Origin of the sequence: Flavobacterium fluviatile (genome assembly GCF_010645065.1) — a bacterium.
In the GTDB taxonomy this organism is placed as follows: domain Bacteria; phylum Bacteroidota; class Bacteroidia; order Flavobacteriales; family Flavobacteriaceae; genus Flavobacterium; species Flavobacterium fluviatile.
The window spans coordinates 21873-33709 of the sequence record NZ_JAADZW010000031.1 but is presented as its reverse complement, the minus strand read 5'-3'; the positions used below and the strand labels follow the sequence as shown (position 1 = coordinate 33709).

Genomic DNA, 11837 nt, shown 5'->3' with positions numbered 1-11837 from the left:
TTTCTGATAAAGCTTACTTTATTTGTCTTTGGACTTCAGTTGAACAAATCGATTAACTAGCAACTTAAATTAATTATACAATCCGGAAGAATGACGAATCAGGAAAAAACGAATAATTTGAAATAGGTTTAGAGAACTGCGTCTCAAAAATGAGTATTTTTGTTATGATATTTAATTTTTAAATGTTTGATAATGAAAAGTATAACTTTTATAATAGGTTCAATTTTGTTCTCTCCATTGCTTTTTGGCCAATGCGATATTCACAATAAAGTTCAGCCAGATGGATCAATGGTGTATTTTTTTGAAGCGACTCCATTTTATACAACAAAATCGAAATCATTGAAGATTAATATTGTTACAGATAAGGAGAATTATTTTATAGCTTTGCAGCCGTTTCCATTTCCACCCAAAGAAGAAGGTAAAAAAATAAAAGATGATCTTATAATTGAGCTTTCAGATAATAATAAGTATAAACTGGAGCATTTTGATACCAGATATATAAAAAACGACTCTATAATGCAGGTTCTTTTCATGATTGATAAAAAAGATTTAGAAGCCTTTTCTCTTTTTGAAGCTGTTTCTGCTGATATCAATATGAAAGGGACGGAATTTATTAGAAAGTATGCTTTTAAACTTCATAAAAAAGCAATTATGAAACAATTAGCCTGTTTCTTAAAAGATGAATGATTTACTCATCTTCCTTAACAGTACTGTTTGATTCGTGTTTGTGTAAAAGCGTATTAAAGTTTTTAAAAAGATTATTAATTGTAAGTGTTAATGAAGCTGCGTTTACAGTTTGATTTCCATTGTTTCTCGGAAGGAATTCATTTACATAGCTAAGTTCGAATTGGAAGTCATCGCTAAACAAATAACCTGCTCCTAAATTAAATCTGTTTCGGTCAAAAAAACTTTCTCCGGTTACTTTTGTTCCGGTCTTTAAGAAGATCTCGTCTGAAGTAAAAGCATAAATTGTACCTTTGCGAAGTACTTTACTGTTTACAGGTTTCAAATATTTGATTTGTTGTCGATAGCGTAATACGTTTTCGTACTCTAAATCTGAGTTACGCAGGTGTCGAAGTTCCAATCTTGATCTTGTACTTAAGGTATAGCCAATTTTGTGGATGTAATAGATGCCCTGAAGCGCAAACCGCCACTCCGGGGATTTAAATTGTCCAATTTCAGGAACATCTTTATTGTTATAATAAGCTAAAAAAGCAGAGGTTTTCCACCTTGGATTCAAATAATAATGTCCCCACAGCCTCAATGATCCCTGGGTGTTATTATCTAAAATGTTAGGAGATGATTCTTCACTGCTGTAGGAACTCGCAATATCAAATTCTGTTGACCATTTTTCATTTAATGTGCGGGTAAATTGTATTTCATTCCAAAGTTGGCCGTAATGGGTGTTTTGTCCATAACAGAAACTAAAAAGAAATGTTATGGGTGAGATTATAAACAGTATTATGGATTGTTTTAAGGGTAAATAAGAATGCATTCGATTTTAAATTAAAATTATTCATTACCTAACTTAAACTTCTAAATATATTAACTTCTTTGACGTACAGTTTCGTATAAAAACGCCCCACAGGCAACGGACACGTTTAAAGATCCTATTGACCCAAACATAGGTAGTTTCGCTTTTTCATCTACAATTTTTAAAACGGAAGGATTAATTCCTCTGTCTTCAGACCCCATGATAATAGCAACGGGTTCATTAAGTTTTAAATCATAAATATTCTGATCTGTTTTTTCAGTGGCCGCTACGGTTTTAATTCCGGAACCCTGCAGGTAAAATATTGCATCTTTGATATGTTCAACTTTACAAATAGGCACATTAAAAACTGCGCCTGCTGAGGTTTTTACTGTATCTCCATTTACAGGAGCAGAACCCGCTTTTTGCACAATAATCCCGTTTACACCGGTACATTCTGCAGTTCTTATAATGGCGCCAAAATTTCTTGCGTCAGAAATTTGGTCTAATATTAAAAACAAAGGTTTTGAACCGGATTCAATGGTAGATTCAACAAGATGTTCCAATTCAATAAATCCAATAGGGGATATAGTCGCAACAGCCCCCTGATGATTATTTGGAGTTAAGCGATTCAGTTTCTCTACAGGAACATAGGAGAAATTAATGTTGGCACGTTTCATTACCTTCATTAAATCCTTCATTAATTCACCCGAAACTTCTTTTTGGATGAATACTTTGTCTACTTCTTTCCCTGCCTGAATAGCTTCTATAATGGCCCTAATTCCAAATATTTGATGTTCTTTTTCCATGGGGCAAATATAAGTAATATGTTTCTATAAAAAAACCGCCCTGAATTAACAGAGCGGTTTAATAATTTAAAAATATTTCTTAAAATTATTTATCCCACCATAGATTAGTAGTTACATTACTAACTACAGTTGCATTTGGATTGTAATTTCTCTCATCTGAAGGAGTTGGGAATCTTACAGGAATAGTTTTTGTATTGGATGATTGGTTTGGAACCAAAGCAGGAAAACCAGTTCTTCGGTAATCATTATACGGCTCCATAGTTAAGAAAAGAGCCAGGTATTTTTGCTGAATAATATTTGCCAAAGTAACAGTTGTAGCTGCTGTAGCTAAGAAAGCTGGTGTAGCTGCAGTTCCTGTAACTTTTAAAACAGATGCTGCAACAGCAGTTTCTAAAGCTGGTTGAGCATTTTGGCCTAATCTGAATCTTGCTTCTGCTTCGATAAATTTAGCCTCGGCATAAGTTACAATTCCAACAGGAGAGTCAGCACTGGCATAAGCAGATCCAATATAAGAAGATGAAGTTGTATCCAAATCATCTGCCGCATTACCTGTATAACCACCATTGTCGTCTTTGGCTATAGCAAATGATAATCTTGGATCTAAATTAGTTTTTAAAGTGTTAACAAAAAACGCTCCAGTCTTAAGATAATTAGCACGGCTATTATCAAAAGCATACCATTGATTAAGTTCATTTGCTTGTTCAGTAAAAAATGTGTTAGCATCATCTGCATTTGAGCTTATTCCGGATGCTGTAATATAATCAAGGGCTTTTTGTGCAGCATTAGTATCTACCTGAGTTAGTCTTAAAGCATATCTTGCTTTTAATACATAGGCAATTTTAATCCATTTGGCAACATTTCCTTTAAAAATATAGTCATCGTTACCAGGGACTGAAACGTTACTTGAAGCAGGTTTTTTTAAATTAACAATAGCTTCATCCAGAATAGTTTGTAATCTTTGGTAGATTTCTTCTTGTGTGTTGTAACTTGGCGTCTTATTTCCTTGTTCTGCTCTAAATGCTTCATCATAAGGGACATCACCCCACAGGTCTGTTGCGTATCCTAAATTAATAGCAGTTAATATCTGACCAATTCCATTATAATATGGATAATCGGCAGAGAAATCACGGTCTAAAATATGACCACTTATCAAAGTGGTTCCATAGACAGTATTCCATTCATTGTTTATATCTTGTTCGGTAAGGATATAACGTTGAATGTCTCCCAATTGACCTACGCTTGTTCCAGCAAGGTGTTGATCAAAAATATTTGAAGTTCTTACTAAGCCACTTGTATGTGTAGAGAATGTTGAAATTTCCATAGCCGCCAACAATAATGTTGGAGTCGTTGTAATGGGATCGTTAGGATTCTCATTAAAGGTGTCTAATTCTGTCTGACAGCCTGTTAGTAAACTAATGCTAACAGCGGTAAGAATTATACTTTTTATATATCTTTTCATTTTGATTTGTTTTAAATTTAAAATCCTACTTTAAGAGTCATTATAAATGATTTGCTTCCCGGATTATTAAAGTAATCTAATCCATTAATTCTGGATCCTGCACCAGTTAAACTGGTTTCAGGATCTACACCTTCATAATTAGTGTCTAGCCATAAGTTTCTACCTGTAAAAGAAATTTGAGCTGAACTGATAGCAGTAAATCTTTTTACATCGAAATCATAACTTAAGCTTACGTCACGTAATCTAATCCAGTTTACATCTGTAACAGCTTCTTCTGCTGCTCCACCACCATCACCTAAGTATTTTTGGTAGTAGTTTTTAGCAGTTATTTGAATATCATTTGGAGTTCCATCTGCTTTAACACCATCAATAATGTAAGTGCGTTCCCTGTCAGCAGATGCTTCAGATACGCCAAAGTTGTGCAATCTAGCAAGCGTTCCATTATAAACAACTCCTCCATGTCTGATGTCTAATAAGCCTGATAAAGTAACTCTTTTATATGTAAATGTATTTCTGATTCCTCCTGTCCATTTTGGAGCAGAATTTCCTAAGTTGCCTGTCTCATCCGCAAGTATTGCTAGACCGTCTGATCCAATAAGCTTATTACCGTTTGCGTCACGAGCCCATTTTGTACCATAAAAGCTTCCTAAAGGTTGTCCTTTTACAGCATAATATCCAATTGATCCAAATGCAGCTTCAATCTGAATATCATCTAGACCACCAGCTATATCCGTTACTTCATTTTCGTTTTTAGCCCAGTTTAAATTGATGTTCCATTGAAAAGGATTACTTTTTTGGAATACATCATATCCAAATTCTACTTCAAGACCTTTATTTACTAATTCAGCAGCATTTTGATATACTGATGAAAATCCGCTTGATGATGGTAATGGTAATGTGATTAATAAATCCTTAGATGTTTTATAATATGCATTTACATCTAATGAAAGTCGGCTGTCAAAAAGTTTTGTACTCAAACCTACTTCATGTCCTACCACTATCTCAGGTCTTAAATCCTGATTTCCTAATGCGCCAGAAACAGTCATACCATTTATTTGGTTGTATGGAAAACTAAGTCCATCAGTGAAACCGTCTGTCATAAATGGTTGAGTAAATGTACTTATAGTTCTGTAAGTTTGTGGAGCTATACCGACTTCACCATAGCCATAAGTTATTTTTGCAAAGCTGATTGCTTCAGGTAAATCAAATGAACTAGTTATTACCCATGATGCTGAAGCTGCTGGGAAAATTGCACTATTTGCATTTGTACCGTAAGTAGAAGACCATTCTTTTCTAACTGAACCTGTTATAAAAAGTTGATTTTTGATGTCAAATTCCAATTGTCCAAATAATGCTCTTGACATAATATTTTCTTCTGAATTAGAAGCATATAACTGTGTTGCATTTGATAAGTTGTAAACACCTCTTACAGCAAGCTGTTTACCTCTTGAGAATACATCTGTGTTTTGAAAAGAACGTAGGTTAAGACCTGCAGTATAGTTGATTTTTAACCATTCTGTTTTTAAAGGCAATAATCCGCTTGCAATGAAATCACCATAATATTCTTTATTAGTTATATTGTTGAAGGCAACTTCTCCAATTCCCGCTAAATTATCTCCGTTAGATGAGACAGCAAAAATTTGTTTACGATAATCTGAGTACGTGTCTATACCTCCTTTAGCAGTTAAAGATAACCAATCTGCAGGAGTATATGTTAAAAACATATTTCCAAAAACACGATTTACATCACTGGTTGCAGGGTTTTCATTTACAGTAAAATATGGGTTGTCATAAGAAGCAAAGTAATTTTTATTGTTTCCTGCTGCGTCTTTGTAGTTTCTCAGGTCATAGTTTCCTACTGAACGTAATAAACTTAGCATTACTCCCGATACGTTACTTCCATTTTGAGCTAACGTATTGGTGGTGTGTGTATACTGTAAGCTACCTCCTGTTTTCCATTTATCGCTTAACCTTAAATCTCCAACAACTCTTAGAGTATTTCTTTTCAAATCAGTTTCTGGTACCATTCCAGTTTGTGTAACATTACCATAAGATGCTCGATAAGTTGCTTTATTATCTCCACCATAAAAAGAGATATTGTTGGTGTAAGTTAGTCCATCCTGAAAAAAGTTTTCAACATTGTCATACATTGGTACTCCTAAAGATTCCGCTGCTGGTCCCCAACTTTGTGGTGTGTTAGTTGGTATTGTAGTTGCAGTAGAGCTAGTGCCTTGAACATATTTGTTTTGTCTGGCAGGTAATTGACTAACTCTGTCAATTGCCAACGAACTTGAAAAGTCAATTCCTAAACCTTTTCCAGCTCTTCCTTTTTTAGTTGTGTAAAGTATAACACCATTACCAGCTCTTTCTCCATATAAAGCTGCAGCAGCAGGGCCTTTAAGTACCGATACACTTTCGATATCATCAGGATTGATGTCCAATGCTCTGTTTGAGTTGTTGATTCCTGATAAATTCGCATTAAAAGGATTGTCACCAGCAGTCGTTTGGCTTGTGGTATTGTCAATTGGTACACCATCAATAACGATTAACGGATCCGAAGGTCTGTTAATACTATTAACACCTCTAATAATAATTTTGCTAGATGCACCTGGAGTACCTCCGGTACCAATAACCTGAACACCTGCAGCTTTTCCGGCTAATCCTTGTAAGACGTTTTGTTCTCCTGATCTAGTAAGTTCTTCAGCAGTTACTTTTGATACTGCATATCCTAAGGTTTTTTCTGATCTTTTGATACCCAAAGCGGTAACAACTACGCCTTCTAATTCTACAGAATCATCTTTTAGGCTTACATTAATTGATGTTGAACTCGCTGACACTTCCTGAGTTTTCATTCCGATGTAGCTAAATACCAAAACCTGGCTTGGTGATGCTTTAATAGAGAATTTTCCATCAAAGTCTGTTTGCGTTCCTGTTTTGGTTCCTTTCACTAATACACTCACACCTGGTAAAGGCATGCCTGCATTATCAGAAACCATTCCTGAAACGGCTCTTTCTTGCGCAAATGTGATTTGCGTAACTAGTGCTAACAAAAGCACTAAAAATCCATTGAACTTTAGTTTCATTTTTAAATATTTTGAATTAGTCTCGCAAAACTCTTAATAATTTGTTAACTATCCTAATGTTTTTTCGAATAACATTAAAATTTAACATTATAACATATGTTTACTATACTGTTATATAATTTTAAAGTTTGGTCATTCGAGAGATTATTTGTGAGATTAATCCTGAGTATGCCATTTTTGGTCAGAATGGTGGCGCCTATTCCGATTCCTGTTAATTTGTCAATTTTTGTGCTTTTTTCATTTCTGGTTAAGTCTTGGTAAATTCCATAATCAAGGATTGAATTTATGTATAAATTTTTAGAAACGACATATCTGTATTCTGTAAGAATAGAAGAAAATAAATTTGCTTGTAAGCTGTTCTCTAAAAATCCTCTTATTGAATTTATGCCTCCAAAACGAAATAATTCATTGGTTATGTAATTTTTACTGTTGAGATAAAAATTTTGCGAATTTACGTTAATAAAATTCTTATTATTTACTTCGAAATTATAATAGAGATTTAGGGTTGTATAAAATTGATTACTGGAAGTGACGCTTTTAGGCTGATTGTTCGTGTTTCTTTGGCCAAAACCAAATATGAGATTAAAGTTAGCCTTTTGCGGTTGTAAATAATTGATAAAATCTGTCTTCGTATAATTATATGTTGCGGTTATAAAAGAGTTTTTAAAATCACTGATGGTGGTGCTATTTGTGTTTTGAATATCGCTGGATTCTGTTGATTGATATCCTAAATATAACTTTGAATTATAGTTAATATAATACCCAAAGTCGATTGCGGTTTTTGTATTTTGAAAAGTGCTGTCCTGCTTAAAGATATTTAATTGGGCTTTAACTCCAAGTGCAGATTTGAAGATGTATGGTAATTCTATTTTCGTATTAAAAGTTTTTTGTTGATTTCCGTCGCTTTTCCAGTATAGGGAAAATTGTTCTCCGGCTTTAAGTGTGTTTTGAAGGGTTATGTCCAGATATCCGTTTAAATTTAATTTTTTGTCTTCGTTATTTGAGAAACCGACATAACCATCAAAAGTATTTGCTTTCCTTTTTTCTACGTAGATGTAAATTTTTGTCGAATCATTTGTGAATAATATTTCAGGATATTTTGTCTGATTTACGAAACCAAAATTGTTTATATGTTCATAAAGTTCTTTCACAGTCTTTTGGTTGAAGGTATTATCGATGTATTTTTTATTAAGTTGTTTTAAATGTCCTTTGGGAAAATAATCCTTACGATTGTCATTTGTATAATTTATTATAATGGAATTAAGACTCCTTTTTTTTTCGGAATTAAAATTTAAGTCCGCATAAATTATCGAATTCTTTCTTCGTATGTTTTCTAATTTTATTTTACTTAAAGGAAATCCATGTTTTTCTGCCTGAGCAATTTTTTCATTTATATAATTTTCTGTCTTTTCGTAAGGAATTATTACAGTGTCATTTTTTGTTTCTGACTGATTTAAAAAAGAACTATTTCTACCTATATATATATAGGTGTATTTTATCTTGTTTCCAAGGGATAATTTGTAGATATAAGTTGAGTCGTTTAGTTTGTTGTTTTCAATGGTTTTGATGTCTAAATAGCCTTTTTTATTAAGTTTTTCTATGGTACTAATTGCTTCTGTTGTTACGGATTTAAGGTTTAGGTGATTTTGAATATAGTTTAAAGAGTCTATAATTGTAGTTTCGGTTTTGGTTGTTCCTTCAATTTTTAAATTAAAAACTTGACCGAAAGCAGAATAGCTTACAGTATATAATAGTAGTATTAGAAATAGCTGTTTCAATTGCAATGTTTGGTTTTTTTAAAAGTATTGCAAATATCTATCGTTTGTTTGAGAAAACATAAGGATAAATAATGTTGTTGAAAATTAATGATTTAACGTTTGTATACTGGAATTTATTTTATACATTTGCAACCCCGTAAAAAGCGGGAATTTAATAAACATAATAATTTTTAGTATTAATTATGCCAACAATTCAACAATTAGTAAGAACAGGAAGAACTCAGATCACTAAGAAGAGTAAATCGGTTGCTTTAGATTCTTGTCCTCAAAGAAGAGGGGTTTGTACGCGTGTTTACACTACTACACCAAAAAAACCAAACTCTGCAATGCGTAAAGTTGCGCGTGTACGTTTGACAAATGGTAATGAGGTGAATGCTTACATCCCGGGTGAAGGACACAATCTACAAGAGCACTCGATAGTATTAGTGCGAGGCGGAAGGGTAAAAGATTTACCGGGTGTTAGATATCACATCGTTCGTGGAGCGCTTGATACGTCAGGTGTTGCAGGAAGAACGCAAAGAAGATCTAAGTACGGTGCTAAACGCCCAAAGGAAGCAAAAAAGTAATTTAAAAACTTTTAAGAAAAAGACATGAGAAAAAGAGCGGCAAAGAAAAGACCACTTTTACCGGATCCAAGGTTTAACGACCAATTAGTAACACGTTTTGTAAACAACTTAATGTGGGATGGTAAGAAATCTACAGCTTTTAAAGTATTTTATGATGCAATTGATATCATTGAAACTAAAAAGCAAAATGATGAGAAAACTTCATTAGAGATCTGGAAAGATGCTTTAACAAACGTTATGCCTCACGTAGAAGTACGTAGCCGTAGAGTTGGTGGAGCTACATTCCAAATTCCAATGCAGATTCGTCCAGACAGAAAAATTTCTATGGCAATGAAGTGGCTGATACTTTATTCAAGAAGAAGAAATGAAAAATCTATGGCACAACGTTTAGCTTCAGAGTGTTTAGCTGCTGCTAAAGAAGAAGGTGCTGCGGTTAAGAAAAGAATGGATACTCACAAAATGGCAGAAGCTAATAAAGCATTCTCTCACTTTAGATTTTAATTCGTAAGAAATGGCTAGAGATTTAAAATATACAAGAAATATCGGGATTGCTGCTCACATTGATGCTGGTAAAACAACAACAACTGAGCGTATTCTTTTTTATACTGGAAAGTCACACAAAATTGGTGAGGTACACGATGGTGCTGCAACAATGGACTGGATGGCGCAAGAGCAGGAAAGAGGTATTACAATTACTTCTGCTGCTACAACTTGTACTTGGAATTTTCCAACTGAGCAAGGTAAGGTTCTTCCGGAATCATTGCCTTATCACTTTAATATTATTGATACTCCTGGGCACGTTGACTTTACTGTAGAGGTAAACCGTTCTTTACGTGTACTTGATGGTTTGGTTTTCTTATTTAGTGCTGTTGATGGTGTTGAGCCTCAATCAGAAACTAACTGGAGACTTGCGGATCAATATAGAGTTCCTCGTATGGGATTCGTAAACAAAATGGACCGTCAGGGTGCTAACTTTTTAGCTGTATGCGGACAGGTTAAAGATATGTTGAAATCGAATGCGGTTGCAATTACTTTGCCTATTGGTGATGAAGCAGATTTTAAAGGTATTGTTGACTTAGTGAAAAATCAGGCTATTGTATGGCATGATGAAACACAAGGGGCTACTTTTGATATCGTTGATATCCCAGCAGATATGGTTGATGATGTTAAGCATTACCGTTCTATTCTTATCGAAGAGATTGCGACTTATGATGAAAATCTTTTAGATAAATACATGGAAGATGAAAACTCTATTACAGAGGATGAAATCAACAATGCGTTAAGAGCGGCTACTATTGATATGGCAATCATTCCTATGCTTGCCGGATCTTCTTTCAAAAACAAAGGAGTTCAATTTATGTTAGATGCTGTTTGTAAGTATTTGCCATCTCCATTAGATAAAGAGGGTATTGAAGGAATTCACCCTGATGATGCCGAATTATTAGAAGAAGATCAAAAGAAAATTTTACGTAAACCAGATGTAAAAGAGCCATTCGCTGCTTTAGCATTTAAAATCGCTACTGACCCATTCGTAGGTCGTTTAGCTTTCTTCCGTGCTTACTCTGGACGTTTAGATGCGGGTTCTTATGTTTTAAATACTCGTTCTGGCAACAAAGAGAGAATCTCTCGTATTTACCAAATGCACGCTAACAAACAAAATCCAATCGAATTTATTGAGGCTGGAGATATTGGAGCTGCTGTAGGATTTAAAGATATTAAAACCGGAGATACTTTGTGTGATGAGAAGAGTCCAATTATTTTGGAATCTATGAAATTCCCTGAGCCGGTTATTGGTATCGCTATTGAGCCTAAAACTAAAGCTGACGTTGATAAAATGGGTATGGCTTTGGCTAAATTAGCAGAAGAGGATCCGACATTTACTGTAAGAACTGATGAGGCTTCAGGTCAAACTATTATTTCTGGTATGGGTGAGCTTCACTTAGATATTTTAGTTGATCGTATGAAACGTGAGTTTAAAGTAGAGGTGAATCAAGGTGAACCACAAGTTGAGTACAAAGAGGCGTTTACTAAATCTGCTCAGCATAGAGAAACTTACAAAAAACAATCTGGAGGTCGTGGTAAATTCGGTGATATCGTATTTAGAATCGAGCCTGCTGATGAAGTTGATGGTAAAGTTCCTGTAGGATTGCAGTTTGTGAATGAAGTAAAAGGTGGTAACGTTCCTAAAGAATATATTCCTGCTGTTGAAAAAGGTTTCCGTGAAGCTATGAAAACAGGTCCGTTAGCTGGATATGCTGTTGATAGTTTAAAAGTTACTTTATTAGACGGATCTTTCCACCCTGTGGATTCTGATGCTCTTTCTTTTGAATTAGCTGCTAGAATGGGTTATAAAGAGTCAGGACGTGCTGCCGGAGCTGTTATTCTTGAGCCAATCATGAAAATCGAAGTTATTACTCCAGAAGAAAACATGGGTGATATCGTTGGTGATTTGAACCGTCGTAGAGGTCAGGTTAATGATATGGGTGACAGAAATGGTGCTAAAACTATTAAAGCGGATGTGCCTTTATCAGAGATGTTTGGTTATGTGACTACATTAAGAACATTGTCTTCTGGTAGAGCAACTTCTACAATGGAGTTTTCTCACTATGCAGAAACACCTTCTAATATTTCAGAAGAGGTAATCAAAAAAGCAAAAGGTAACGCTTAATTT

At 34.4% G+C, this 11837-nt stretch carries 9 protein-coding genes; 4 read left to right on the top strand and 5 right to left on the bottom strand.

The genetic code is table 11. The features are described from left to right. Nucleotides 1-192: 192 nt before the first annotated feature. Nucleotides 193-687 (top strand): hypothetical protein, encoded by a 495-nt coding sequence (locus tag GXM17_RS19765; RefSeq protein WP_163401245.1) that lies wholly within the window; start codon nucleotides 193-195, stop codon nucleotides 685-687. A gap of 1 nt (nucleotide 688) precedes the next feature. On the opposite strand, the gene GXM17_RS19760 is transcribed toward GXM17_RS19765, so the two are convergent. The 5 genes from GXM17_RS19760 to GXM17_RS19740 form a co-directional block, all read right to left on the bottom strand. Beyond that, nucleotides 689-1495 (bottom strand): DUF2490 domain-containing protein, encoded by an 807-nt coding sequence (locus tag GXM17_RS19760; protein WP_163401244.1) that lies wholly within the window; start codon nucleotides 1493-1495, stop codon nucleotides 689-691. A gap of 50 nt (nucleotides 1496-1545) precedes the next feature. Continuing rightward, on the bottom strand, nucleotides 1546-2280 hold the full coding sequence (gene rlmB / locus GXM17_RS19755; protein ID WP_163401243.1) for a 23S rRNA (guanosine(2251)-2'-O)-methyltransferase RlmB: 735 nt from the start codon (nucleotides 2278-2280) through the stop codon (nucleotides 1546-1548). A gap of 85 nt (nucleotides 2281-2365) precedes the next feature. Next, nucleotides 2366-3739 (bottom strand): SusD/RagB family nutrient-binding outer membrane lipoprotein, encoded by a 1374-nt coding sequence (locus GXM17_RS19750; RefSeq protein ID WP_163401242.1) that lies wholly within the window; start codon nucleotides 3737-3739, stop codon nucleotides 2366-2368. A 17-nt stretch (nucleotides 3740-3756) separates the two neighbouring features. Further along, nucleotides 3757-6822: a SusC/RagA family TonB-linked outer membrane protein gene (locus GXM17_RS19745; RefSeq protein ID WP_163401241.1), complete on the bottom strand. Its 3066-nt coding sequence runs from the start codon at nucleotides 6820-6822 to the stop codon at nucleotides 3757-3759. 74 nt (nucleotides 6823-6896) lie between these two features. Further along, a complete protein-coding gene (locus GXM17_RS19740) occupies nucleotides 6897-8600 on the bottom strand; it encodes a BamA/TamA family outer membrane protein (protein ID WP_163401240.1) in 1704 nt (567 codons plus the stop codon). A 182-nt stretch (nucleotides 8601-8782) separates the two neighbouring features. Between GXM17_RS19740 and rpsL the strand changes: the two genes are divergently transcribed. From rpsL to fusA, 3 genes are read left to right on the top strand one after another with little or no spacing between them, the layout of a single operon-like run. Further along, nucleotides 8783-9166: a 30S ribosomal protein S12 gene (rpsL, locus tag GXM17_RS19735; RefSeq protein ID WP_007136570.1), complete on the top strand. Its 384-nt coding sequence runs from the start codon at nucleotides 8783-8785 to the stop codon at nucleotides 9164-9166. Nucleotides 9167-9190: 24 nt separating this feature from the next. Next, nucleotides 9191-9667: a 30S ribosomal protein S7 gene (gene rpsG, locus GXM17_RS19730; RefSeq protein WP_026727879.1), complete on the top strand. Its 477-nt coding sequence runs from the start codon at nucleotides 9191-9193 to the stop codon at nucleotides 9665-9667. Nucleotides 9668-9677: 10 nt separating this feature from the next. Beyond that, complete coding sequence (gene fusA / locus GXM17_RS19725) at nucleotides 9678-11834, top strand: elongation factor G (RefSeq protein WP_163401239.1); 2157 nt, start codon at nucleotides 9678-9680, stop codon at nucleotides 11832-11834. Nucleotides 11835-11837: the final 3 nt, after the last annotated feature.

Coding starts and splice junctions, on each gene's coding strand:
- GXM17_RS19765 (WP_163401245.1), top strand. CDS start 193: ATGAAAAGTATAACTTTTATAATAGGTTCAATTTTGTTCTCTCCATTG.
- GXM17_RS19760 (WP_163401244.1), bottom strand. CDS start 1,495: ATGCATTCTTATTTACCCTTAAAACAATCCATAATACTGTTTATAATC.
- rlmB (WP_163401243.1), bottom strand. CDS start 2,280: ATGGAAAAAGAACATCAAATATTTGGAATTAGGGCCATTATAGAAGCT.
- GXM17_RS19750 (WP_163401242.1), bottom strand. CDS start 3,739: ATGAAAAGATATATAAAAAGTATAATTCTTACCGCTGTTAGCATTAGT.
- GXM17_RS19745 (WP_163401241.1), bottom strand. CDS start 6,822: ATGAAACTAAAGTTCAATGGATTTTTAGTGCTTTTGTTAGCACTAGTT.
- rpsL (WP_007136570.1), top strand. CDS start 8,783: ATGCCAACAATTCAACAATTAGTAAGAACAGGAAGAACTCAGATCACT.
- rpsG (WP_026727879.1), top strand. CDS start 9,191: ATGAGAAAAAGAGCGGCAAAGAAAAGACCACTTTTACCGGATCCAAGG.
- fusA (WP_163401239.1), top strand. CDS start 9,678: ATGGCTAGAGATTTAAAATATACAAGAAATATCGGGATTGCTGCTCAC.